Raw genomic sequence first — 23,867 nt, 5'->3', positions numbered from 1 at the left:
GTCGGCCGGATCCGTGGTGACTCTCGCGTCCCCGTATCTCCGCGGACCAGCGTGGCGCTCGGGCCACACCGGTTCGTGTCAGGGCTGGGTTGACGGTGGCACGGACGGACGCGGCAGGAGCGCGGTGAGCGGACGCAGCGCACGCAGCGTCAGCGTCACCGCCAGGTCGGTGGCCGGAGGTGAGGGTATGCCGTACAGCTGTCGCGCCCAGGCCGGCAGCGTCGCGAACGCCAAGACGTTGAGGGACGGGACGGCGAGCCGAAGTGGCGCGAGCAAGAGCGGAAACGGCGGGTTGAACGTGTTGAGCACCCCTCGCCTGGCTTCTGGTGTCACGTACAGCTTTGGGCGCATCCGCTCGAAGTACTCGGTGAGCTCGGCGCGCGAGGCGGGCGCGTCCGACCGTCGGATGCCCACCACCTCCGCTGCGCGTCGGCTCTCCGCCACGTACTGGTCGGCTTCCTCGTCGCTGCGCAGGATGCCGGCGCGCCGAGCGACATCGACGTAGGAGTCGATCTCGCCGCAGTGCACCCACAGCAATCCTTCGGGTTCGTCGAGCCGGAACGTCTCGCCCGTGTCGGGGTTGTAGCCGGTGAGCGAGGCGTGGATCGCCCGAACACGCGCGGACGTGCGCCGGACCTCGGCCGTCGTGCCGTAGGTACGGGTCGCCACGAACTCGGTGGTCCGCACGAACCGGCCCCACGCTCGGTCCCGGTCGAACAGCGCGGAGTTCTGGAACGTTCCCCGCATCACGCGTGGGTGCAGCGCCTGCAGGTACAGCGCGCGAACACCAGCCACCCACATGAGGTGTTCACGGTGCACCCGCCAGGTGACCGACTCCGGGCCGAACAGCCCGGTGTCGGGCCGCGTCGACCGCCTCCGGTCACGGGCGGCACGGCCGGACCGGCTCGCCGCACGCCGCCGCGCCGTGGTCGAGCCTCGTCGGGTCGCCGGGTCCGCCACATCCCGGACGCTACTCTCCGGCGGCGGCTCGTTCCATGCCTCGGGCGATCCGACGAGCCGTCAGCGGTACCGCTCGGTCTCCTCGTAGACGGTGTGGTCGATCCACTCTTGCGGGGTGCGCGGTGCCCGTCGTGCCGCTTGGATGGACGGGTTGTCGTACACCTGGTGCAGGCCGGGTTCGCGGTCGACCGTGACGAACGACGCGCGCGTGTACGTCTCGGCGCCGGGACTGGAGACGTACGGCACGACGCGGAAGTCGACGTGCATCTGCTCCGGGCTGATCGTCGCACGGACGTAGCCGCGCAGGTTGTTGTAGAACTTCAGGTGCGGGTTGATCTGGAGGAACGGGTGGTCCGCGGGGTCGGAGTCGAAACCGTCCCCGCCGGAGGAGATCGAGGAGGTGACGAACTCCGTCCCCACGGTGGGCGTGGTCGGGTCGTCGTAGTCCAGCTTCAGCTCGCTGGCCCAGTGCGCGTGCACGTCTCCGGTGAGCACCACGAGGTTGCGCACCTTGGCGTCAACCCATCCTTGCGTGATGCGCTGACGTGAGGCGACGTAGCCATCCCAGGCGTCTTGGCTGGTGACCTTGACCGGCCCGGCGTTGTTGTCGCGCTGAGCGAAGAACACCTGTTGGCCCAGGATGTCCCATTGGGCGCGGGACCGGTGGAACCCGTCGATCAACCACTCCTCCTGGTCCTTCCCCAGGATGGAGCGGTTGGGATCGAGCGCCGCCGGGCAGTCCTTGTAGCCGTCGCCACAGCCTTGGTCGTCTCGGAACTGCCGGGTATCGAGCATGTGGAAGGTCGCCAAACGACCCCACGCCACCCGCCGATAGACCTGCATGTCGATGCCGCGCGGGATCGATCGTCGCCGCAGCGGCATGTTCTCGTAGTACGCCTGAAAGGCCGCCGCGCGTCGCGGCAGGAACACCTCGGGAGGTTGCAGGTCCGGGTCTTGCGGCGTCTCGTCCGCCCAGTTGTTGTCGACCTCGTGGTCGTCGAAGACGACCAGCCACGGCGCCGCCGCGTGTGCGGCCTGCAGGTCCTCGTCGGTCTTGTACTGGGCGTACCGCTGACGGTAGTTCGCCAACGTCGTGGTCTCCGGGCCGAGGTGGAACCTCGGCCTGCCCTCCACACCGGCGTACTCGTACTGGTAGTCGCCGAGGTGCAGCACCAGGTCGGGCATGTCGTTGGCGAGACCTCGGTAGGCGCTGTAGTAGCCCTCCTCGTAGTGCTGGCAGGAGGTGAACGCCATGTGCAGCCTGGAGACGAGAACGTGCGGCGCCGGCGCCGTGCGCGTGCGACCGACCCGGGACAGGTGGGGACCCACGCGGAACCGGTACCAGTAATCGCGGCCTGGTTCGAGACCGGTGAGCTCGACGTGGACGCTGTGCGCGCTCTCGGGACGAGCCGGAACGGTGCCCGACGCCACGATGCGACGGAAGCGCTCGTCGGTCGCGACCTGCCAGCTCACCGGCACGACGGTGTTCGGCATGCCACCCAAGCCGTCGTCGTTCAGCGGCTCAGGCGCGAGGCGCGTCCACAGGACGAAGCCATCGTGGCTGGGGTCGCCCGACGCGACTCCGAGGGTGAAGGGATTCTTCCGGATGTAGCTGGGAACGCTGGCGCTCGCCGTTCCCCTCATCCCGAGCAGGGAGCCTGTCGCCAGGCCACCGACGAGCACCACCCGCCGCTTGAGTCCGTGGCTCACTCTCCACCTCCGAAGGAACCTGAAGCGGAGGCGTTCGCCGCCGAACGCCTCGTGCCCCTTCAGGGTGAGCGGAGAATCGTCTCGACGCTCGGCCCACGTGTGACCTGTTCAGGCCCACGTGTGACCTGTTCAGGACCTGTTCAGGCCAGGCGAAGGCCAAGCCGAGCCAGGCCGGGCGTCGCCGCGGGTCCTAGCCGCCCGAGACGTCGAGCTCAGCTGAGGCCAGGTCGGCGGTGAGACCGTCCTGGTCGTCGAGCCACCCGTGCGGCAAGGTCACAGGCCGTGGGCTGCCTTGCCGACCACGCGGCAGGCCCAACGTGTGCCTTGGGAACGGCTGTGCTGGATCGAGTCCCGCCACGAGGGCATCGAAGTCCTCCATGCTGGACACCAGCCCGAGGTTGTGGCGGATCGGCTGCGGAACCGAGAAGCCCTTCAGGTACCACGCCACGTGCTTGCGGAACTCCCGGCTCCCGCGATACTCCCCCATGTAGTGCACCAGCAGGTGCAGGTGGCGGCGCATCATGGCGACGACCTCGCCCAGCGTCGGGAGCGTCGGCTCCGGCTCGCCGCCGAACGTCGTGGCCAGGTCGCGGAACAGCCACGGTCGGCCCAGGCATCCCCGTCCGATCACGACGCCCGCGCATCCGGTCCGCCGGACCATCGCGACCGCGTCGGAAGCCTCCCAGATATCGCCGTTGCCGAGGACGGGAATGTCGACGTGGCTGACCAGCTCCGCGATGGCGTCCCAGTCGGCGGCGCCGCTGTAGTGCTGCGCCGCCGTCCGACCATGGAGAGCGATCGCTGCGCAGCCCACATCCTGCGCGATCCGGCCCGCGTCGAGGAAGGTCAGGTGGTCGGCGTCGATCCCCATCCTGGTCTTCATCGTGACCGGCACGCCGTACGGCTCGGCGGCCGCCACGGCCGCGTGGAGGATGGCAGCGAGCAGCTTCCGCTTCCACGGCAGTGCCGCGCCACCACCCCGTCGGGTCACCTTGGGCACCGGACAGCCGAAGTTGAGGTCGACGTGGGAGACGCCGTACTCGGCGCAGAGGATCTTGGTGGCCTCACCTACGTAGACCGGGTCGACGCCGTACAGCTGGACGGAGCGAACGGGCTCAGCCGGGTCGAAGACCAGCATCCGCCGCGTGGTCTCATCCCCCTCGACCAGCCCACGCGAGGTGATCATCTCGCACACGTAGAGCCCTGTCGCGGTGCGCTCCGCCGGGTCGGCGCCGACGGTGTCCGGCCGCCCGGCGAGCGCTTGCTCTCGGCACAGCGTGCGAAACGCCGCGTTCGTGACACCGGCCATCGGCGCGAGCACCACCGGCGGGTCGACCCGGATGTCGCCAATGCGAAGGTCGCCCTGGCGCTGGTCGGAGAACTGCCTCACGCCCACGTCATACCAGACCCGGGTCAGGAGCCGGAGTCTGAGCGGAACGCCAGCGCGCCGTTGGGCAGCAGCTCACCGCGGTACGGGATGCTCTCGTTGAGGACGTTGGTGACCCAGCAGGTGAAGCCGTCCCGCACACCGACCGTGACGAGCTTCATCCCGACGATGTCGCACGTGACCCGCGCCGGCTTCCACCCTTGCCGTGTCGCCTCGTAGACCGCCTTCTGCTCCGACACCGGCAAAGCCGTGGCGGTCCAGCTCCACGTCACCTCGGACTCGTCGACCTTGGCCTTCACCTTGAACTTGGTCGTCGAGCCCCAGAGCGTCACCCGGCAGCTGAAGTCGTACGTGCCGATCTTGATGATGTCGTCCTCGTCGACGTCGCACGTCACCTTCGTGGTCTTGGGATCGACGACGCCGGCGGAGTTCCACACGATCGTCCTGAGCTTGTACTTGATGTGTGACAACTCGGGGTCGGCCTTGTCCGGCCCCTTCGGCATCTTCGGCGTGGGGTAGGTCTCGCTCGGCTGCGGGAGAGGTGACAGGCTCGCCGCGGGGCGTGGGGTCGTGGTGGTCGCGCTCGCGCTGGGCTCGGGTGTGACCGTACGGACCGGTGACAGCGGAGGCGGTGGCGGCTCCTTCGGCAGTGGTGTCGCCCTCGGCAGCTCGATGGGGGCCGCGATGTCGGCGGAGAGCTTGCTGCCGCCGCACGCCGCCGCCACGCCGACGATCAGCGTGGTCGCGGCCGATACCGCCACTTTGAGGATCTGCGATGCACGTTCGCTCATGGCAACGACTGGGCTCCCGGCATGGTCAGCAGCCAACCACTCGTCCGGCGAGGCGCTCGTTCCACCAGGCCGAGGTGCCGGCCGGCGCCTCCGTGTCGCGCTCACGTTTCCTCACGCGGCGATCCTCCACCCATCTCGAAGTCGACGGTCACACAGTACGGTGTGCCGATCTCGCCCGGATGACGGTACCGGCGTCCGATCGCACCCGCATCGCCGAGCCCCGGTCATCCACAGGTTTCCCCGATTCAGGGCTCACCGCCGAGGTGACGTCTCGCGGGCGTGAGACGACGACGCTCCGTAACGGGCGGCCTGATCGCGCAGGTCTCCGATGAGGGAGGATCGAAGAGTGAACCGAGCCAAGCGGTCCAAGTCGAGAGCTGGGTCCAACGGCCGCGGCCGCCGGAAGGGTGCCGACCCCGGCCGTACGGTCCAGCCGCGTCCCACGTCCGTCCGCGCCGGCGGGTCAGGGCGAACGAGCGCGCCTCCTTCGAGCGGGTTTCGCCACCGGGTGGAGCGGCTGAGCTATCCGCTCCTGGTCCGACTCCACCAGCTGCCGAGGTGGGTGGTGACGGGCGGCTTCATCGTCCTCCTCGTCGCCGGTCTGATGGCCCCCAAACCGTGGGGTCCTCTCTGCCTGGCGGTCGTGGTCATCCTCATGGCGTGGCTCAGCTACCTCGCGTGGCCGGAGGGTGACCGGACGCGTCGCATGCTGCGCCTCGTCGCGCTCGGCCTCGGCGCGGGTGCCATCGTCCTCCGCGTCCTGGAATAGCCCGGTGAGTCCGTCGGCTTCTCCCTCGCTCGGCCGTCTGCGGGCGGTTGACAGCTCCACCGAAGTTAAATGAAAATCGTTCTCATGTTCTTTCGGCTGCGGCGAGCGACTCGAGTGGCGCTGCTGTGGGTCGGGGCCGCGGCGCTCAGCGTGGCCTCCCTGGCCGCTTGCTCCTCCGATGGCGCGCCCGACGCCGATGGTCGGCTCCGCGTCATCACGGCGTTCTATCCACTGCAGTACGCCGCCGAGCGGGTCTCCGGCGGCCACGCCGACATCACCAGCCTCACCCAACCTGGCGCCGAGCCTCACGACGTCGAACTCAGGCCCAAGGACGTCGCTCGCCTCAACGACGCCGACCTGGTCGTCTACCTGCGTGGCTTCCAACCAGCCCTCGACGACTCCATCGCCCAGGTGGCCGAGAGCGACGTCCTCGACGTCGGCGCCATCCCGGGCGTCCTCGACCGCGGCGGCACCGACGACGAGCACGCGGACCACACGCACGACACGGCCGGCACCGACCCGCACTTTTGGCTCGACCCACTGCGCCTGGCAACGGTCGGTGACGAGCTCGCTGAGCGGCTGGCCAGACTCGATCCCGAGCACGCCGCGGCGTACCGGCGCCACGCGAAAGAGCTGCGCGACGACCTCGAGGCCCTCGACGACGACTACGCGGCCGGTCTGGCGTCGTGCGCCAGCCGGGTGCTCGTGACCAGCCACGAGTCGTTCGGCTATCTGGCGCGCCGCTACGACCTCGAGCAGATCGGGGTCGAAGGGCTGGTGCCCGACCAGGAGCCCTCACCCGCCCAGATCAGCGAGGTCGCGCGGTTCGTGCGAGAGCACGGCGTGTCCACCATCTACCACGAGACGTTGGTGAGCCCACGGATCGCGGAGACTGTCGCCGCCGAGACAGGCGCCCGCGTCGCGGTCCTCGACCCGCTGGAAGGACTCACCCCGGATTCGCCAGGAGGCGACTACCTCACCGTGATGCGCGCCAATCTCCGGACCTTGCGGAAGGGACAGTCCTGCCGATGACGGCCGTCCCCGCGTCCACCAGCACCGAACAGCCAGTCGTGGCCCTCCGGAGCGGCAGGGTCAGTTACGACGGTCACCCCGCGCTCATCGACATCGACCTCGTCGTCCGACCTGGCGAGGTCGTGGCGGTGCTCGGCGCCAACGGGTCAGGCAAGTCGACCCTGGTCCGAGCCATCGTGGGCCTGGTCCCGCTCGAGACGGGGTCGTTGGAGCTGTTCGGGACCCCCAGCGCGCAGTTCCGGGACAGGGCCCGGATCGGCTTCGTGCCGCAACGTCACACCGTCGGCGGCGGAGTGACCGCGACAGTCGAGGAAGTCGTGGGCTCCGGGCGGCTGCCACGACGTCGGCTGTGGCGTCCTTGGCTGAGTGCCACCGACCGCGCCGTGATCGCCGAGGCCATCGCGACGGTGGGCTTGTCGGAGAAGGCGCACCAGCCGGTCTCGACGCTCTCGGGCGGTCAGCAGCGGCGCGTCCTCATCGCCCGGGCGCTCGCCAGCCAACCTGAGCTCCTCGTCATGGACGAGCCCTTCGCCGGCGTCGACCACGCCAACCAGGAGATCCTGGCGGCCACGCTCGGCAAGCTGAACGCCGAGGGGATGACGCTGCTCCTCGTCACCCATGAGCTCGGCCCGGTGACCTCTCTCGTGCGTCGGACCGTGGTTCTCCACCACGGCGGCCTTGTCTACGACGGCCCTCCCACCAGGGAGGTCCTCGACCGGTTCGGGGCCGCCGACGCCCATCCCCATTCACCTCCCCACGAACCCGGCCCTGAGGGGTTCGGACTAAGCCGGTGAGCGCTATGGAACTCCTGCAGTACGGCTTCATGCAGCGGGCCCTCCTCGCGGCCCTGCTCATCGGGCTCACCGCCCCGGCGGTGGGCGTGTACCTCGTCCAGCGCCGCCTCGCCCTCATCGGCGACGGGATGGGGCACGTCGCTCTCACGGGTGTTGGCGTTGGTCTGGTCACCAGGACCAGCCCGATCTGGACGGCGCTCGGCTGCGCGGTCGTCGGCGCGATCCTCATCGAGCTGCTGCGCACGCGAGGGCGGACGAGCAGCGACGTCGCGCTGGCGGTGCTCTTCTACGGCGGCATCGCGGGCGGCATCGTCTTGGTGTCGCAGGCGAGCGGCAGCACGCCCACGAACCTTGATGCCTACCTGTTCGGTTCGATCACCTCGACCACGACGGCGGACCTCCTCGCGTTCGGGGTCCTCGCGGCCGTCGTCCTCCTCGTCACCTTCGGTCTGTCCCGGGTCTTCTTCACCGTCGGCGCCGACGAGGAGTACGCCCGGGCCAGCGGCCTGCCCGTCCTCGGCCTCAACATCACGCTCGCGGTCATGGTCGCCGCCACCGTCGTGGTCTCGATGCGGGTGGTCGGCCTACTCCTTGTCAGCGCCCTCATGATCGTGCCGGTCGCGGCCGCGCAGCGGCTGCGCCGTGGCTTCACTGGGACGACCACCACAGCGATGGCGATCGGAGTCGCCGTGAGCGTCGGCGGGGTGGTCGTGTCGTACCACGCCGATCTCCCGTCCGGAGGGACGATCGTCCTCGCCGCGATCGCGGTCTTTCTCCTCGCCGTCGTAGGGTCAGGGCTGGCGGCGGCCCTGCGTCAACCTCATCGAGAGGCCGAAGAGCACCTGCACGACCACGGCCCCAGCTGCGGTCACCCCACGGTCGTCCACGGCGACCACGTCGACTACGTGCACCACGGGCATCGCCACGCTCCGCATGGCGACCACTACGACGAGCATTGATCGCTGGTCGCGAGGAGGCCCGAGCACCGAGGGGACCATGGACGAGACCCGAATGTGAACCAGAATGGACGGGGGATTCCACCGAGGAGGTGTGTGGCGTGAGCACCGCGCCGAAGCTGCGCTCGACTCGCCAACGCGCGGCGGTGGCGGAGGCCCTGGAGGGCATCAACGACTTCCGCAGCGCCCAGGAGATCCATGCCCTGCTCCGGTCCCGGGGTGACAGCGTCGGCCTCACCACCGTCTATCGCACGCTCGCGACCCTCGCCGAGGCCGGCGAGGTCGACGCGATCCGCACGGACGACGGCGAGACCGTCTACCGACGCTGCGCTACCTCCCGCCATCACCACCACGTGGTCTGTCGGTACTGCGGCCACACGGTGGAGGTGCAAGGCCCGGCCGTCGAGCGCTGGGCGGAGCGTGTGGCCGGGGAGGCTGGGTTCGTCGACGTCACCCATACCGTCGAGGTGTTCGGGACGTGCCCCGACTGCGCGCGAGGCGCTCGCGGCAAGGCGGCCGGTGAGACCCGGTGAGCGCTCCCGCCTAGACCACCCGACACGTGCGCCGGCTCGACGCCCTCACGGCGTGGAGCCGCACGTGCACCGGGCTCACGACTCCGCGTGCATCGGCATCAGGACGGTCGCCAGGACGGGTCCCGGCCGATGAAACCGATCAGCCTGGTCTGGACGTCCGCGTTGACGGGAACCCCGACCCGGGGGCCGAACACCTCGGGGTTCCGCAGGATCCGCTCGTCCAGCCCTTCAAGCTCAGCGAGGAGCTCGGCACAGAAGTCAGGATCCAGTCGGTCGTCCTGACCGGTCGCCCTGGCGAGATCCCACGTGTGCATGAACACGTCGGTGGTGTAGAACCGGTCGATCGCCGACTCCAGGGCTAGCCGACCGATTCTCGGGTGACTGAGCTCGCGCTGCGTCGCGGCGGGGTCGTCCAGGAGCGCCTGCACCCCGTCGGAATGGACGCGCCAGGCGGTCACTGGATCGTCATCGACCGAAGGTCCGCGAGGCAGCTCGATCCCAGAGCCGGAGGCGACGAAGTCGGTCGTCCAGTCGATCAGGTGCCGCACAACGTCCCGGGCGACCCAGCCGGCCACCGGCGACGGCGCGTCCCAGGACCGCACACCCAGGACACGGTCGGTGAAGGTCCCAGCGATGTGCCGGTGCCGTTCGGCCGGACTCTCCCCCAGCGCCATGGCCGCTCCCTCCCGTCTGGTGGAGCGTCACCGTCTCACCGTGATCGGAGCGACGTCAACCCGCTGACGTCAGCTCCCGATGGTCGGTTCGCCGGAGCTCGGTGGTCAGGCGGCGCCGAAACGGCGCTCCCGCGTGGCGTAGATCTCGATCGCCCGCCACAGGTCGCGCCGGTCGAAGTCGGGAAACAGGGTGTCGAGGAAGACCATCTCCGCGTACGCCGACTGCCACAGCAGGAAGTTGGACGTCCGCTGCTCCCCCGACGAGCGGATGAACAGGTCCACATCCGGCAGGTCCGGGTTGTAGAGGTAACGCTGCACGGTCCGCTCGTCGATCCGGTCGGGGTTGAGCCGTCCCGCGGCGACGTCCCGAGCGATCGCGCGAGCCGCGTCAGCGATCTCCGCACGCCCGCCGTAGTTGACGCAGAACTGCAACGTGATCACGTCATTGTGGCGGGTACGCCGCTCCGCCTCCTCCAGCTCCGCGATCACGCTCTTCCACAGCCGGGGACGACGGCCCGCCCAGCGGACCCGCACGCCCATGGCATCCAGCTCGTCCCGGCGGCGGTGGATCACATCCCGGTTGAACCCCATGAGGAAGCGGACCTCCTCAGGGGAACGCCGCCAGTTCTCCGTGGAGAACGCGTACGCCGACAGGGTCTGCACCCCGATCTCGATCGCGCCCTTGATGGTGTCCAGTAGGGCGCTCTCGCCACGCTCGTGTCCCTTGGTTCGAGGCAGCCCGCGGGCCTTCGCCCAGCGGCCGTTGCCGTCCATGACGAGCGCCACGTGCCGCGGGACCAGCTCCTTCGGGATGTCCGGAGGTCGAGCGCCCGAGGGGTGCGGGTCGGGCGGGACGTACTCGCGCCGAGGCCGCGTCGACCGGTCGCCGTCCTTTCGGGTGCTCATCCGGCGCTCACACCTCGTGCAGCAGCGTGGACGGGCCGCTGGAGACTCGGCATGGCGCGCTCGAGGTTCGGCATGCCCTCCGTGGAGGATCCAACCGGGCGGTTGGGCGGGGTGAAGCCGCGCTCGACGTGGGGAAGCGAGCGCAGCGACCGCTCCAGGTGCCACTGCAGGTACGCCGACACCATCCCGGTCGCCTCCCGACGGTGCCTCTCCTCGCTGGCTTCGGCGACCTCCCACTCCCCCGTCAGGAGCGCGGCGAGCAGGCGCACCGTCTCAGGCGCGGGCAGCGCGGCACCCGCGGGACGACACGTGGCGCAGGTCATGCCGCCCGCGGCAGGCGAGAAGGCGCGGTGAGGGCCAGGGGCGCCACACCGCGCGCAGGCGTCGAACGATGGCGCGTACCCCGCGACCGCCAGAGACCGCAGCAGGTAGGAGTCGAGGATCAGACCAGGGTCGTGGCGCCGCTCGGCCAGGGCCCGCAGGGCGGCCACCAGCAGCAGGAACTGCTGCGTCGCCGGCTCCCGCTCCTCCGCCGTCAAGCGCTCCGCCGTCTCCAGCATCGCCGCCGCGGTGGTGTAGCGGCGGTAGTCGGAGTACATCGCCTCCGCGTAGGGGCGACGGGTCTCGACCTGGGTGATGACGTCGAGCGAGCGACCAACCGCGAGCTGCACCTCGACGTAGGAGCAGGGCTCGAGCCGCCCACCGAACCGGGACGTCGTACGCCGGATGCCCTTGGCGACCGCCCGCACCCGACCGTGGTGCCGGGTCAGCAACGTGATGATCCGGTCCGCTTCCCCCAGTTTGTGGGTGCGCAGCACCACGGCCTCATCGACGTACAAAGCCACACGGTCATTCTTCCCTACGCCTCAGCCGGTGCTCCCCACACCTCAGCCGGTGCTCTCGAGCAGGCCGAGCAGCGCGAGCGCGGCGACACCGTTGATCACGAGGTGGGTGGCGATCGCCGGGCCCAGTCGATGGGTGACCATCCGGACGTACCCGACGGTCAAGCCCGCGGCGAACAGCAGCGGCGCCCGCTGCGGCTCCAGGTGCAGGAGCATGAACAACGCCGAAGTGATCAGCAGCGTGGCCCACGGCCCGAGCCCGCGCCGCCGCAGCGCCGACCACCACATGCCGCGGAAGTGGAGCTCCTCCACGAACGCCGCGGCCAGCGCCAAGCCAGCCAGCCCCAGCACCTGCCAGTCGGCCGTCGCGTGCCCCGCCGCGAGGCCCACCGCTGAGGTGGGGATCCGTCCGGTGACCTGCAGGTAGACGAGGACGTAGACGGCGCTGGCCGCGAAGGCGACCAGGGCGCCGAGCAAGCCGTAGCCCACGTCCGCGACCCGAAACCGCAGCGCGAAGTCCGAGCGAGGACCGTTGCCGCGACGTCTGCTGGCCACAAGCGGCCACCCTGCCAGGGACAGCCACCCGACGGGTGTCCCGATGAGCGTGGCCGTCACCGGGTGGACCCCCAGGCTCGTCAAGCCCCACGACACGCCGAGGGTGAGCAGGACAAACCCGAGCAAAGAACCGATCGCATCGCGGAGGCCCCAGCGGGGTAGGACTGGCTGGGTCGGGACCGATTCGGGTGGCTCGACTGTTGTCACCTGACCATCATCGCCCAGCGCGTGGGTTTGACTCAGCGGGGCTGAGGGGCAAGGGTGGAGAGACCGGCATTCGAGTGCGCCGAGGAGTGATTCACCACTTGCAGCCGGCGTGACCCCTCATGGTGCGGTCACCGCGCCCCCTGTGACGAGGGGTCGGAAGTCCATGTTCTCCCAGTTCAGTCAAGGAGCCATCTTGCTTGCGCTCACCAGCAACGCTGCTCTCGTCATCCAGTCGTTGACGAACAGCCCTGACCTTCCCGGCAGCGCGGGTCTGCGGATCACCGCCCTGCCGGAGGACCAGCAAAGCCTCAGCCTGGCCGTGGCCCCCGAGCCGGCCGCCGGTGACACGGTGGTCGAGGAGCAAGGGGCACGTGTCTTCCTGGAGCCGAGCGCGTCCAGCATGCTCGACCAGATGGTGCTCGACGCCGAGGTCGACGCTCAGGGCAGCGTCCAGTTCTTCCTGGGCACGCAGTCTGGCGGCCCGTCGCCGTCGGACGACGGCGCGCCTGCCTGATCGTGCGAGCCCGGCACAGCCGGGCTTCACGACGGGCTATCCGGGCACATCGTGCCTCGCGGTGCTGAGGTGTGCTCACCTCAGCACGCGCTGGGCCAAGGCGATGTGCCGAGTCGATGGTGCGCACGACGTGCACTCGTCGACGTGCGCTGAACTCGCTGGACGAGAATCCACCGCCTCGTTCAGAATCCGCCCGTGCACGAAAACGCGACACGGGGGACGTCAGACCTGGTGTGTCGGCTGGAGACCTACTACGACACGATGCCGCGCACCCAGGCCGACGTCGAAGATCACGGACCGTTCACCTTGTTCGTCTCCCGGATGCCGTGGCCACTCTACGCGCGCCCACGCCTGGGCCACACCGACTCGTTCGATGTCTTAGACGTCACGGCGGTCCGCCGTCGGCTGGAGGAGCTTCGCCAACCCGTGCGGTTCGAGTGGACCCACGAAGCGGCACCGAGCTTGGTCGAGGTGATGACCGAGGCCGGCCTGAGTGTGGAGCGCTATCCCCTGCTCGTTCTCGACGAGCTCGTACCCGCCGAGCCGCCGCCCGGGGTACGCGTCCGCTTCATGGAGGCCGAGGATGACGCCCTCGCCGCCGCGGTGGCCGCCGTCGACATCGGGTTCTCGCCAGGTGAGGGAGACGACCTATCCAGACGCGACGAGCTCGCGCGCAACCTCCCGCCGGGACGTCTCGCCCTGATTCGGGAGCACATCCGGGCCGGTCATCAGCGGTGGGCGGTCGCGGAGGACGCGTCGGGACCGGTCGCCGGCGGAAGCTACCAGCCGTGTGACGGCGTCGCTGAGCTGATGGGAATCGCGACCATCCCGTCACGGCGAGAGCGCGGCATCGGGAGTGCGATCACAGCGGCCCTGTCCGCCGACGCGCTGCGCCACGGTGTGGCGCTGGTGTTCCTCTCCGCCGGATCGGCGGACGCCGCACGAATCTACGAGCGACTCGGATTCCGCCGGGTCGCGACGGCATGTGCCGCCGTACTGCCCTCCGGTCCCACCGCGAGCAGTGGCGACGGACGTCAGGGCTCCGGCGACACGCGCTAGGTGCCCTGGGCCGCACGGAAATGGTTCACGGCGTCGTCATTCGGTGTGGCTGTCGGGGTCGTCCCAGTACCACGCCTCCGGGTCGTAGGCGGCTGGCATGGGGTAGTGCCAGTCGTTGACAAAGCCGCCGAGTGCGGTCTCCTCGCGAGTCGGAACGTTCCGCAGGCCCTGCTTGACGAGCTCGACCTGCGGATAGTTCGCGACAGCCCCGAGGAAGAACGGCCCTTCCTCGATGTGGATCTTCACCATGTCCCAGACGAGCTTGTCCCGTACGACCGGATCCGCCTCGACCCGCACGCGTTCGGCGAGCTTCCAGAGCCGGTCCACGGGCCCATCTGGGTCAGGTTCCATGCGGGGAGGCGTGCGCTTGTACGGGTCGACGTCCTTCTGCCGATGCTCGTGCGGCGTTCCGCGCAGCGCGTAGTACTGGCCTTGGAGCGGCGCCCATCGGGTGGGCTCCATCGGCATCATCCACAGGAGGTCTGCGGCGACGCTCATCGTGCTGACCTCCCACGCCGTCGTCGACATGAGCTTGCCCTGCGCCCACAGGTCGGCGAACGCGGTGGGAGCGACCGGGTTCAGCTCGGTCTTGATGCCCACGGCCTCCCAGCTCTTCTTGAGCACCTGGTTCTTGCGCATGTGCTCGCCACTGGGGTCAAGGTCCGCCGGATAGTCCAACCGAACGACGAGCCTGCTGCCATCCGGCTTCTCCCGAAAGCCGTCGCCGTCCCGGTCGACACATCCGATCTCGTCGAGCATGGCGCGCGCCCGATCTGGGTCGTAGTCGAGCCACGACTTCCGCCACTGCTCGTACATCCGCCGGCCATCACCACGGTTGAACTCTCGGGTCTTCGGTCCGTAGCCGCCTGTGGTGAGGTCCCCGGTGTCGAAGTAGATCGAGCGTCGAACCTCGGCTCGGTCGTAGGCGAGGGACAGCGCCTGCCGGAACTTCGGCATCCGGATGAGCTCCCGCATGGCCGGGTCCTCGTAGTCCTGGCTGAAGAAGAACACCGACCCGGTGCCTGATCCGCTGTCCCACAAGATGATGTCCATCTGGTGCCGAGACTGGGTGGCGCGAAGGCCGGAGACGTCGGCCAGCGTGATGCCGGCGAAAGCACCGTGGACGAAGTCGAACTGACCGTTCTGGATCTGTAGCTTCCTGGTCTCGACATTGTCGACCACCCGGAAGGTCAGGCTGTCGATGTAGGGAAGCTGGTTGCCGTCTCGGTCGACCACCCAGTAGTACGGATTGCGTTCGAACCTGGAGTAGCTCCCCTCCTCGTAGGAGACCAGCCGCCACCCGGTCATGGTGGGCACCTCGGGGTTGAGGATGGGGTTGCGCATGCGGTCGAAGTTGGCCGTCCAGTCACCGCGGATGCTCGGGTTGTACCTGGGATGGAACTGCGCGAGATAGTGCTTGGGCTCCATCCACGAGGCGCCGACACCTCGGTTGACCCAGTTGGCGATCATCTCCGCCACCATCGGGCTCGGCGCGTCGTAGCTCAGCACGAGTGTCGTCTCGTCAGGGGCGGAGAGGCTGACCACCGTACCTTTGCTGGAGCGAGCCTCATCGGGGATGCCCTCACCGAACTCCTCGTTGAGGACCATGTCCTCCCACCAGAACAGGATGTCCTCGGTGCTCCACGGGTGGCCGTCGGACCACTTCAGGCCTTTGCGGAAATGCAGCGTCCACTCCGACGCGTCGTCGTTGGCCTCCCAGCTCTCCACCAGACCCGGGCCCAGGTCGAGTCCTTCGTTCAGCCAGCGCAACGGCGAATGGCCGTACATGTACTCCTTGATGGAGTAGTCGTTGGTGGCGCCGCAGACCAGCCGAAGGTGTCCGCCGTACGTTCCGGGCGTCAGCCATCGGTGCGGGACGACGTAAGGGTTCACGGGCAGCCGTTCCTCGACTGGAGGCAGCTTTCCGTCCTTGACCTGCGCGGCGAGCATCGGCGCTTCCCGGAACGTGGCAGGCGCGGAAAGCGGCCGCGGTTCTGAGCCTTTCCGAGCGCTCGCTGTTGCTTTCGAACGCGGCTTCGTGCTCGATCGGTCGCTGCTCCCGCTGCACGCCGCGGCGAGCGTGGCACTGCCGACGGCGAACGCAGTGGCGCGGAGGAAGGAGCGTCGGGTGACCTCAACCTGAGCTGCCATGGTTCCGGGACCTTTCGCCTTCGGGCGTGGTTGGGTCGGCACCCCGGTCAGTCGAGCGTGGAACAGGAGTCAGGGGCACCGGAACACGTCACCAGGACACCGGCATCCGTCGATTCGATTCGATTCAACGAATGCGGGACACGGTAGTCGGGCGTGCTCGGACGGTGTCAAGATCGGCGGACGACGAGCGCTGGCCGTCCCCGGACGTCAACGGAGGTGTCCGGGATCTCGAACACGACCGCCGCGTACGCTGTGGTCGGTCTCGCCTCGCCAGGTCACGACAACCCCGAGACACCGTCGGCGGTCCGCGGCGTGAAAGGAACGACCTCTCGTGACCACCATCGCTGACGTCGCCCGACGCGCGGGCGTCTCCCCCAGCACGGTGTCGTACGTCCTGACGAATCGGCGACCGATCTCCGCGGCGACCCGTCGCGCTGTCGAGCGGGCCATCGAGGAGCTCGACTACCGACCCCACGCCGGTGCTCGCGCCCTGCGCGGCGCGCGAACCAGGATCCTGGCCCTCTCGATCCCCCGCGAGGCGGAGAGCTACCACGAGATCGGCTGGCGCTTCGTCTACCACATCAACGCCGCCGCTCGTGCCCACGACCACGACGTCCTCCTGCTGACCGGCGACGACAGCGTCCGTGACCTGCGTCGGATCGCCGGTAGCCGACTCGCCGACGGCGCGGTGCTCATGGCCGTGCTGACCCACGACCAGCGGGTCGACGCCCTCGACGACCTCGGGTTCGCCGGGGCCGTCCTGGGCCGCCCGGCCGACCCGCGCGGCCTGCCGTGGTGCGACTACGACTTCGAAGGAGCGGCCGCCCGCGCCGTGCGGGAGCTGGTCCGCGCCGGCCACCGCTCGATCATCTTCGTCAGCTCGACCGACGCCGAGTTCCGCGCCGGCCTCAACTACGCCCCGCGCGCCGTGGCCGGTGCTCGTGCGACCGCCCGAGAGGCTGGAGTCAGGCTCGCGGTCATGCGGTCGTCCCCCTCGCGCCGGACTCTGGCCCGTCGGCTCCTCGCGCTCCTGGCGAGCGAGCCGACACCGACGGCGGTCGTCATCCACCACGCCGTTCCCGCCCTGCCGGGGATCCTGCGGGAGCACGGGTACGTGATCCCGCGCGACGTGTCCCTCGCCGTGATCGGCGCTACCCCCGACCTGGTCGACCAGGTGCCGCTCGCCCGATCCGAACTTCCGATCGCCGACATGACCACCACGGTGGTGGAGTTCGCGCTCGCCAGGATCGAGGGTGAGACCCCCACGAGCCGCCTCATCCCGGCGCGCTGGATCGGCGGGCGCAGCATCGCACCGCCGCCGAGCTGACCCGAGCGTGACCAGGTGCGGCCCCTCCGACGAGCCGAGGTGGACAGTCGAGAGCGTCGCTCACTACGGTCCTCGCGGTGAACGGACGGGAGGACACGCTGTGACGCCCAGCTCGGATTCGCTCGTCAATACGAACCTGCCTCTTCGCGTGCTCCAGGTCGGTGCCGGCGGGATGGGGCGTACGTGGCTGCGGACACTGCTTTCCCACGATCGCGTGGAGCTGGTCGGCCTCGCCGACCTGGATGTCGCTCGAGCGAAAGCCGCACTTGACGAGACGGGTGCGCCTGACGTTCCGACCGCCCGCACCCTGGAGGAGCTCATCGACCACGTCGCCGCCGACGTCGTCCTCGATGTGACGGTTCCCGAAGCCCACCACACGGTGACGATGCAGGCGCTGCGCCGGGGCCTGCCCGTCCTCGGCGAGAAGCCGCTCGCCGCGAGTCTCGCCGAGGCACTCGAGCTGGTCGCGGCGTCACAGGCGTATGGGCGGCTGTTCATGGTGAGCCAGAGCCGACGCTACGACGCCAACCTCGTGGCGTTCCGGCGGCTGCTGCGTCGGCTCGGCCGAATCGGCATCCTCACCACCCAGTTCTTCAAGGCACCGCGGTTCGGCGGGTTCCGTGACGCCATGGCGCATCCCCTCGTGCTCGACATGGCGATTCACAGCTTCGACAGCGCGCGGTACCTGCTCGGGGTCGATCCGGTCGCCGTCTACTGCGACGAGCACAACCCGGCCTGGAGCTGGTACGCCGGCGACGCCGCGAGCACCGCGATCTTCGAGATGGCCGATGGGTCGCGCTACGTCTACACCGGCAGCTGGTGCAGCCCAGGACTGGAGACCTCGTGGAACGCCGCGTGGCGGGCCAGCGGCGAGTACGGCAGCGCGGTGTGGGACGGCGACAGCCCTCCCACCCTCGAGGTCGCCGAGGGCGCTGACGCGGGTGAGGAAACGGACGACGCCGAGGAGACGGTTCACCCAGGCATCGCCGGGTCGCTGCGGGAGTTTGTCCACGCGGTGCGGACCGGGAGCACGCCGATGGGCGAGGCCGCGGACAACGTGCTGAGCCTGGCGATGGTCCACGCGGCCATCGAGTCCTCACGGTCGCGGCAGCGCGTCGTCGTGGCCGATGTCCTGGAGCGCGCGCACGCCGAGGCGCTCGAGCGCGCCACAGGGGAGGTGCGGGACGTGCTGGCGTCCTGGACCTCGCTCACCCCGCCGGGCTGACCGATCCGAACGCCGCCGGCGGTTGCCTACCGGACCGGCCAGCGCCGGCGGGGTGACGGGTTCAGGTCACAGCGTCGGCAAGTCGAGCACGCCGGCACGGTGGGCCCGGTTGATGGCGGACACCACGGCCTTCAGGGAGGCGCTCACGATGTTGGAGTCCATGCCGACGCCCCACCGGACCGTCGACCCGAAGCCGCACTCCACGTACGCCGCAGCGGTGGCGTCCCCGCCCGCTCCAAGGGCGTGCTCGCTGTAGTCGAGCACGCGGACGTCGATCCCCACTTGTCTCAGGGCGTCGACGAACGCCGCGATCGGACCGTTGCCAGTCCCGGAGAGGGTGCGACGCGCTCCGTCGATCTCGATCGTGACGGTGAGCGCGTCATGGTCGCCCTGGGTCTCCGACGTCCGGACCGAGTCCAGCGCGAGCGCACCGGCGGCAAGGTACTCCCGCTCGAAGAGCCGCCAGATCTCCGCCGCCGGGACCTCGCCGCCCTCCGCGTCGGTGTGCGCTTGGACGACCCGGCTGAACTCGATCTGCAGACGGCGTGGCAGGTCGAGGTGGTGCTCGGTCTTCATGACGTACGCGACGCCGCCCTTGCCGGACTGGGAGTTGACCCGGATCACCGCCTCGTACGTCCGACCGACGTCCTTGGGGTCGATCGGCAGGTACGGCACGTTCCAGCGGTACTGGTCGACGGGGACACCGGCTTCCGCCGCCTCGCGCTCGAGTGCCTCGAAGCCCTTCTTGATCGCGTCCTGGTGCGAGCCGGAGAACGCCGTGTAGACGAGGTCACCCGCGTAGGGATGGCGCGGGTGCACCGGCAGCTGGTTGCAGTACTCGACGGTCCGGCGGATCTCGTCGATGTCGGAGAAGTCGATCTGCGGATCGATCCCCTGGGAGAACAGGTTCATGCCCAGGGTGACGAGGCAGACGTTGCCGGTGCGCTCTCCGTTGCCGAACAGACAGCCCTCGACCCGGTCCGCGCCCGCCATGATCGCCAGCTCAGCGGAGGCGACGGCCGTCCCACGGTCGTTGTGCGGGTGGACCGAGAGGCAGATGTACTCCCGCCGGGAGAGGTTGCGGCTCATCCACTCGATCTGGTCGGCGTAGACGTTCGGCGTGGACCGCTCGATCGTCGACGGCAGGTTGAGGATGATCTCGCGGTCGGGCCCGGGCTCCCAGACGTCCATGACCGCCTCGCAGACCTCGAGCGCGAAGTCCAGCTCGGTGTCGATGAAGATCTCCGGGCTGTACTCGTAGCCGACGTCGGTGCCCTCGAGTCGTTGCTCGGCGTACTTCATCACCCACTCGGTGCCGCGGACCGCGATCTGCTTGCACTCCTCGCGGTCGACGCCGAAGACGACCCGCCGGAACAGCGGGGCCGTGGCGTTGTAGAGGTGGATGGTGGCCCGCTGGGCGCCCACCAGGGACTCCACGGTCCGCTCGATCAGCTCTTCGCGCGCCTGGGTGAGGACCGAGATCGTGACGTCCTCGGGGATGACGTCCTCTTCGATGATCTGCCGGACGAAGTCGTAGTCTGCCTGGCTGGCCGAGGGGAAGCCGACCTCGATCTCCTTGTAGCCCATGCGGACGAGCAGGTCGAACATCCGCCGCTTGCGGGCCGGGCTCATCGGGTCGATCAGCGCCTGGTTGCCGTCGCGGAGGTCGGTGGACAGCCAGCGCGGCGCCTTGGTGATCTTCTTGTTGGGCCAAGTGCGGTCAGGCAGATCGACGGTGGGGAACGCGGTGTAGCGATGGATGGGCATGCGGCTCGGCCGCTGACGGTTCGGCATAGTGGTCCTTCGTCTTCGCTGATGTGGGGACTGAACGGCGTCGGCCGGACACCAAGCAACTCCGCGACGGGGAGCCCGGCCCTTAGAGGGCCCCGCCGCGGCAGCGAAGGAGCAGAACCACAGCCCACATGAGGTAAGTCACCATACCGCGCTCGGAGTCACACAATCACCCGACCCCCCGGAGAAATTCGCGGAGCTGGTCTCCAGAGAGGCGCGGTGCGTCGCCCGACCCCGAGGAAATCCCGTTGCCATTCCCGACCGGCGCCGGCGAGGCTTGCGGGATGAAGCTTGAACGCGTCGATCCCTTCGATGACGAGGCAGTGGCGGCCACCCGCGCGCTCACCGAGGCCGCGCAGGCGGTGGACACGCCGTGGGATCCCCCCAAGGGCCCGGTCACGTTCGCCGGATTGCTCCGCCACGGCTGGGACGGCGAGCCCGACGAGGTGTGGCTTCTGTACGACGGTGACACCCCGATCGCGAAACTCACGGTGAACCTCCCGCAGCGAGACAACCGTCACCGGGGCAACGTTTTCGTCCAGGTTCATCCGGACCACCGCCGTCGCGGCCACGGCCGGGCGCTGCTGGAGGAAGGGCTGGCGCGGGTCAAGACGGCCGGTCGTCGGCTGGCCCTCACCTACTCGATCGACGCGCCCGGACCGTCGGCGTTTCTGCGGAACGCCGGCTTCACGCCCGGCAGCGTGGAGATCCAGCGCCGGCAGGACCTGCACGCCGTCGACCAGGAGCGGGTCGCCAAGCTTCGCGAGGAAGCACGCGCGGCCGCACGGGACTACACGCTCCTGCGGCTGGTCGACGCCGTGCCCGACGACCTCGTCGACGAGGTGGCCGAGATCACCGCCGCCATCAACGACGCCCCCACGGATGACCTCGACATCGAGGACGAGGTCTACGACGCCAAGCGAATCCGCGCCTTCGAGGCCGCGCACGCGGCGGCGCGGGTCCGGGTCTACCGGCTCGTCGCCCGTCTCGGCGAGGACGGCCCACTGGCCGGTCAGACGATCGTGGCGGTGCCATCGGACCAGCCCGGATGGGCCTGGCAGTACGACACGAGCGTGATGCGCGCCCACCGCGGTCACCGCCTGGGGCTGCTGCTGAAGTCGGAGATGATGGCCTGGCTCGCCGAGGCGGAGCCGACCGTGCGCTGGATCGACACCTGGAACGCCGAGTCCAACGCCCACATGATCGCGGTGAACGAGGCGCTCGGGTATTCGATCGTCGCCCGGGGCGTCACTTGGCAGCGCGCGGTGTGAGCCTCGGCCCAGCCTCTAGTCCGGGTCGACGCCTGCGGGCGTCGGCTCGGACGCCACCTCCTCCGGCAGGTCGAGGTCGGCCGATCCGTCGGCGACCGCCGCTGGTGGGATCACGACCACCGCGGCCCTGGCGTGGCGCACGCAGTACGCGCTCACCGAGCCGAGGAGTGCGCTCAGCACCTTCCCTCGCCCTCGGCTGCCGAGCACGAGGGCGGGTGCGTTGGCGGCGACGGCGCAGAGCCCCGGCCCCGGGTCGCTCAGGATCACCGAGGTCTGCACACTGACCCCTCGGCTTCCGGGATCAACCTCCCGCACGACGGCATCCAGCTGTTCCTCGTGCGCCTGGATGAGAACGTCGGGGTCCTCCATGGGAGCGCCGCCGGCGGGCATGAACGCCGCGGGAGACACGAGCGAGCAGACCGAGACCGCCCGCACCGCATAGCCGAGCCGGCGGGCGTAGTCCACCGCCCAGCTCAGCGCCTCGCGTGACGCCGGCGACCCGTCGACGCCCACGACGATGGTCCGCTCGCTCTCCGGCTCGCTGGACCGAACGGGCGTCTGGTCCTCCACCGGCCGCGTCGTGTGGGTCCGCTCCCGCCGTTGGCCGCCGTCGATCGCGCGCAGGGCGGCGTCGTGGCGGGGCCCAGGTCCTCGCTCGTGCCCGGCCAGGACGGCCAGCAAGTCGTTGGCCGTCAGGATGCCCACGATCTGCTCGTCCTCGACGACCACGAGCGCGTCGCCGCTGCTGGCGAACATGCGCTCCGCCGCCTGGCGGACCGTCGCGTCCGGCGCCACCGTCGCGACGGGTCCTCGCACCGCCTCGCCCGCGGTGAGGCGACGCTCGCTCGAGGACCTGGACGCCAGGTGCCACACCGCGTCGGTCTCGTGGAGGAGACCCACACATGCTCCGTGCTCCATGACCGGCAGGTGGTGGATGCCGGCGCCCGCCATGATCTGCAGCGCCACGTCGACACTCGTCGACGGCAGGATCGCGAGCACGGTCGGCGTCATCACGTCTCGGACCGGACGGTCCCCCAGGTCACCGGTCGGCGCCCGGGTGACGCGGACCGGGTGGGGCCGAGGCGCGGTCACCGGGATGACCGCCACGGGGCAGGCCGCGTGGCGAATGCACCGGGTCAAGGTCGTCAGGCGCGGCGAGTGTCGACCGTGCGGCCGACCCAGGACGAGTAGGGAAGCGCCGCGCGACCGCTCGACGAGGACGTCGACGAGCGGGCCCCGCAAGACGTCCTGGGATACCCGCCGACGGAGCTCCGGCGCTCCCACGGCGGAGTCGACCGTCGCCGCCAACGCCGCCGCGAGCGCCTGCTCGTCCTCGCCCTGGTCCTCCACCGAGACCAGCACCGCCTCGAGCGGCACGTCGAGGAGCTCGGCGTGGTCGGCTGCCCACCGCAGGGCGCAGACACTCGCCGCGGACCCGTCGACACCCACCACGATTCCTCGTGGACTCACGTCTGTCCTCCTATCCGCCGCCGGTCTGCTGGTCTGCTGCTCCGCTGGAGCGTCCGTCCGGTTCCTCCCGGATCCGCTCGGCGGCGTTGGGCGGCACGACGATGACGGGGCAGTGCGCCTGGTGCAGGAGCGTCTGACTCACCGAGCCCAGGAGAAGCCCGGTGAAGCCGCCGCGTCCTCGAGAACCCACCACCACCAGGTCCGCCGTGCGAGACTCCTCGACGAGCACGCCGGCGGTGTGACCGGGAAGGACTCGCTCCTCGACCACGAGGCCCGGATGGGCCTGGCGCGCCCTCATCGCCGCCGACGCCAGCACGTCGGCGGCGCGGTCGCCTCGGCCACCTTCCTCGACGTGGACGAGACCGAGCCGGGCGGACCGGTATGCCGCCTCCCGCGCTGCCAGCTCCGCGGCCACCGCGGAGAGCTCGGAGCCGTCGACGCCGACCACGACCCGGCCGGCCGTCCGTTCCGTCTCACCTCGCACGAGCACCATCGGTGCGTGAGCGCTGGCCGCGAGGCGCACGGCAATGGAGCCGGCGAGCGCGGTGGCCAGTGCGCCGAGGCCGGACGCCCCCACCACGACGTACTCGCTGGTCCGGCTCTCCTCGACGAGCAGCGGGTACGGGAAGTCCTTCACCAGTGCTGTGCTGACCGACACAGACGGCGCCACCGCCCGTGCGCGGTCCGCCGCACGGCTCAAGAGGTTTTCGGCGTACACCCGCTCCCCACCGGGCGGACCCATCCGCCGCGCCACGGGCGGCAGGTGGAGGAGCGGCCACACGAAGGCATGGACCACGCGCAGGGGAGCGCCGAGGATCGCGGCCTCGCGCGCCGCCCACTCCACCGCCGTCATCGCGCTGTCGGAGTCGTCGACGCCGACGGTCAAACGCCGAACTTGCGCTGCGATCTCGGCTCCCTTCCTCCAGGGACGCGGGTCGTGGGC

21 protein-coding genes and 1 pseudogene are annotated in these 23,867 nt (G+C 69.7%); 10 read left to right on the top strand and 12 right to left on the bottom strand.

The window, feature by feature from the left end; all coding sequences use genetic code 11:
- Positions 1-78: 78 nt before the first annotated feature.
- From DFJ64_RS16240 to DFJ64_RS16225, 4 genes are all read right to left on the bottom strand, one after another.
- Positions 79-960: an oxygenase MpaB family protein gene (locus DFJ64_RS16240; RefSeq protein ID WP_245941177.1), complete on the bottom strand. Its 882-nt coding sequence runs from the start codon at positions 958-960 to the stop codon at positions 79-81.
- A 60-nt stretch (positions 961-1,020) separates the two neighbouring features.
- Positions 1,021-2,670 (bottom strand): alkaline phosphatase D family protein, encoded by a 1,650-nt coding sequence (locus tag DFJ64_RS16235; RefSeq protein WP_245941176.1) that lies wholly within the window; start codon positions 2,668-2,670, stop codon positions 1,021-1,023.
- Between the two features lie 190 nt (positions 2,671-2,860).
- Positions 2,861-4,060 carry a tRNA dihydrouridine synthase DusB gene (gene dusB, locus DFJ64_RS16230; RefSeq protein WP_281268513.1) on the bottom strand — a complete coding sequence of 400 codons (1,200 nt, stop codon included), beginning with the start codon at positions 4,058-4,060 and terminating at the stop codon, positions 2,861-2,863.
- Between the two features lie 23 nt (positions 4,061-4,083).
- Positions 4,084-4,848 carry a hypothetical protein gene (locus tag DFJ64_RS16225; RefSeq protein ID WP_115851214.1) on the bottom strand — a complete coding sequence of 255 codons (765 nt, stop codon included), beginning with the start codon at positions 4,846-4,848 and terminating at the stop codon, positions 4,084-4,086.
- Positions 4,849-5,176: 328 nt separating this feature from the next.
- Between DFJ64_RS16225 and DFJ64_RS20165 the strand changes: the two genes are divergently transcribed.
- The 5 genes from DFJ64_RS20165 (at position 5,177) to DFJ64_RS16195 (ending at position 8,932) form a co-directional block, all read left to right on the top strand.
- Positions 5,177-5,617 carry a DUF6703 family protein gene (locus DFJ64_RS20165; protein ID WP_342768141.1) on the top strand — a complete coding sequence of 147 codons (441 nt, stop codon included), beginning with the start codon at positions 5,177-5,179 and terminating at the stop codon, positions 5,615-5,617.
- A gap of 69 nt (positions 5,618-5,686) precedes the next feature.
- On the top strand, positions 5,687-6,649 hold the full coding sequence (locus tag DFJ64_RS16210; protein ID WP_245941175.1) for a metal ABC transporter substrate-binding protein: 963 nt from the start codon (positions 5,687-5,689) through the stop codon (positions 6,647-6,649).
- On the top strand, positions 6,646-7,443 hold the full coding sequence (locus DFJ64_RS16205) for a metal ABC transporter ATP-binding protein (protein ID WP_115851211.1): 798 nt from the start codon (positions 6,646-6,648) through the stop codon (positions 7,441-7,443). The genes DFJ64_RS16210 and DFJ64_RS16205 overlap by 4 nt, the downstream gene beginning before the upstream one ends.
- 5 nt (positions 7,444-7,448) lie before the next feature.
- The gene (locus DFJ64_RS16200) at positions 7,449-8,402 is read left to right on the top strand and encodes a metal ABC transporter permease (protein WP_115851210.1); all 954 of its coding nucleotides are present in this window, start codon (positions 7,449-7,451) and stop codon (positions 8,400-8,402) included.
- A gap of 98 nt (positions 8,403-8,500) precedes the next feature.
- Positions 8,501-8,932, top strand: a complete 432-nt coding sequence (locus tag DFJ64_RS16195; RefSeq protein WP_115851209.1) for a Fur family transcriptional regulator — start codon at positions 8,501-8,503, stop codon at positions 8,930-8,932.
- A gap of 98 nt (positions 8,933-9,030) precedes the next feature.
- On the opposite strand, the gene DFJ64_RS16190 is transcribed toward DFJ64_RS16195, so the two are convergent.
- The 4 genes and pseudogenes from DFJ64_RS16190 to DFJ64_RS16175 form a co-directional block, all read right to left on the bottom strand.
- The gene (locus DFJ64_RS16190) at positions 9,031-9,606 is read right to left on the bottom strand and encodes a TIGR03086 family metal-binding protein (RefSeq protein ID WP_115851208.1); all 576 of its coding nucleotides are present in this window, start codon (positions 9,604-9,606) and stop codon (positions 9,031-9,033) included.
- Positions 9,607-9,711: 105 nt separating this feature from the next.
- Positions 9,712-10,512, bottom strand: coding sequence for an isoprenyl transferase (locus DFJ64_RS16185; RefSeq protein ID WP_115851207.1), 801 nt, complete (start codon positions 10,510-10,512; stop codon positions 9,712-9,714).
- A gap of 119 nt (positions 10,513-10,631) precedes the next feature.
- A pseudogene (recO, locus tag DFJ64_RS16180) lies at positions 10,632-11,357 on the bottom strand (DNA repair protein RecO); the annotation flags it as partial.
- Between the two features lie 42 nt (positions 11,358-11,399).
- Positions 11,400-12,035: a CPBP family intramembrane glutamic endopeptidase gene (locus DFJ64_RS16175; RefSeq protein WP_170152639.1), complete on the bottom strand. Its 636-nt coding sequence runs from the start codon at positions 12,033-12,035 to the stop codon at positions 11,400-11,402.
- Between the two features lie 274 nt (positions 12,036-12,309).
- On the opposite strand from DFJ64_RS16175, the gene DFJ64_RS16170 reads away from it, so the two are divergent.
- Positions 12,310-12,630 (top strand): Fe-S cluster assembly protein HesB, encoded by a 321-nt coding sequence (locus DFJ64_RS16170; protein ID WP_115852162.1) that lies wholly within the window; start codon positions 12,310-12,312, stop codon positions 12,628-12,630.
- 195 nt (positions 12,631-12,825) lie between these two features.
- Positions 12,826-13,689, top strand: a complete 864-nt coding sequence (locus tag DFJ64_RS16165) for a GNAT family N-acetyltransferase (RefSeq protein ID WP_147304738.1) — start codon at positions 12,826-12,828, stop codon at positions 13,687-13,689.
- A gap of 36 nt (positions 13,690-13,725) precedes the next feature.
- Here DFJ64_RS16165 and DFJ64_RS16160 read toward each other — a convergent pair whose 3' ends face one another.
- Entirely contained in the window at positions 13,726-15,639 is a 1,914-nt protein-coding gene (locus DFJ64_RS16160; RefSeq protein WP_245941174.1) for an ABC transporter substrate-binding protein, read from the bottom strand.
- A 532-nt stretch (positions 15,640-16,171) separates the two neighbouring features.
- On the opposite strand from DFJ64_RS16160, the gene DFJ64_RS16155 reads away from it, so the two are divergent.
- Complete coding sequence (locus DFJ64_RS16155; protein ID WP_115851202.1) at positions 16,172-17,167, top strand: LacI family DNA-binding transcriptional regulator; 996 nt, start codon at positions 16,172-16,174, stop codon at positions 17,165-17,167.
- 100 nt (positions 17,168-17,267) lie between these two features.
- Positions 17,268-18,392, top strand: a complete 1,125-nt coding sequence (locus DFJ64_RS16150) for a Gfo/Idh/MocA family protein (protein WP_245941173.1) — start codon at positions 17,268-17,270, stop codon at positions 18,390-18,392.
- A gap of 66 nt (positions 18,393-18,458) precedes the next feature.
- On the opposite strand, the gene leuA is transcribed toward DFJ64_RS16150, so the two are convergent.
- The gene (gene leuA, locus DFJ64_RS16145) at positions 18,459-20,186 is read right to left on the bottom strand and encodes a 2-isopropylmalate synthase (RefSeq protein ID WP_115851201.1); all 1,728 of its coding nucleotides are present in this window, start codon (positions 20,184-20,186) and stop codon (positions 18,459-18,461) included.
- A gap of 281 nt (positions 20,187-20,467) precedes the next feature.
- Between leuA and DFJ64_RS16140 the strand changes: the two genes are divergently transcribed.
- Positions 20,468-21,454, top strand: a complete 987-nt coding sequence (locus tag DFJ64_RS16140; protein ID WP_115851200.1) for a GNAT family N-acetyltransferase — start codon at positions 20,468-20,470, stop codon at positions 21,452-21,454.
- 15 nt (positions 21,455-21,469) lie between these two features.
- Here the strand turns inward: DFJ64_RS16140 and DFJ64_RS16135 are convergent, their stop codons facing one another.
- Both DFJ64_RS16135 and DFJ64_RS16130 read right to left on the bottom strand, forming a co-directional pair.
- The gene (locus tag DFJ64_RS16135; protein ID WP_115851199.1) at positions 21,470-22,924 is read right to left on the bottom strand and encodes a universal stress protein; all 1,455 of its coding nucleotides are present in this window, start codon (positions 22,922-22,924) and stop codon (positions 21,470-21,472) included.
- Positions 22,925-22,934: 10 nt separating this feature from the next.
- The gene (locus tag DFJ64_RS16130; protein ID WP_115851198.1) at positions 22,935-23,810 is read right to left on the bottom strand and encodes a universal stress protein; all 876 of its coding nucleotides are present in this window, start codon (positions 23,808-23,810) and stop codon (positions 22,935-22,937) included.
- Positions 23,811-23,867 lie beyond the last annotated feature (57 nt).

Origin of the sequence: Thermasporomyces composti (genome assembly GCF_003386795.1) — a bacterium.
Lineage (GTDB): Bacteria > Actinomycetota > Actinomycetes > Propionibacteriales > Actinopolymorphaceae > Thermasporomyces > Thermasporomyces composti.
Note: the sequence above shows the minus strand (reverse complement) of the source record. Positions and strands in the feature narration are given on the sequence as shown.

Bases quoted from the DNA above. Each gene is read 5' to 3' on its own strand.
- DFJ64_RS16140 (WP_115851200.1), top strand. From the start codon at position 20,468: ATGAAGCTTGAACGCGTCGATCCCTTCGATGACGAGGCAGTGGCGGCC.
- DFJ64_RS16190 (WP_115851208.1), bottom strand. From the start codon at position 9,606: ATGGCGCTGGGGGAGAGTCCGGCCGAACGGCACCGGCACATCGCTGGG.
- DFJ64_RS16160 (WP_245941174.1), bottom strand. From the start codon at position 15,639: ATGCTCGCCGCGCAGGTCAAGGACGGAAAGCTGCCTCCAGTCGAGGAA.
- DFJ64_RS16210 (WP_245941175.1), top strand. From the start codon at position 5,687: ATGAAAATCGTTCTCATGTTCTTTCGGCTGCGGCGAGCGACTCGAGTG.
- DFJ64_RS16225 (WP_115851214.1), bottom strand. From the start codon at position 4,848: ATGAGCGAACGTGCATCGCAGATCCTCAAAGTGGCGGTATCGGCCGCG.
- DFJ64_RS16205 (WP_115851211.1), top strand. From the start codon at position 6,646: ATGACGGCCGTCCCCGCGTCCACCAGCACCGAACAGCCAGTCGTGGCC.
- DFJ64_RS16185 (WP_115851207.1), bottom strand. From the start codon at position 10,512: ATGAGCACCCGAAAGGACGGCGACCGGTCGACGCGGCCTCGGCGCGAG.
- DFJ64_RS16200 (WP_115851210.1), top strand. From the start codon at position 7,449: ATGGAACTCCTGCAGTACGGCTTCATGCAGCGGGCCCTCCTCGCGGCC.
- DFJ64_RS20165 (WP_342768141.1), top strand. From the start codon at position 5,177: ATGAGGGAGGATCGAAGAGTGAACCGAGCCAAGCGGTCCAAGTCGAGA.
- leuA (WP_115851201.1), bottom strand. From the start codon at position 20,186: ATGCCGAACCGTCAGCGGCCGAGCCGCATGCCCATCCATCGCTACACC.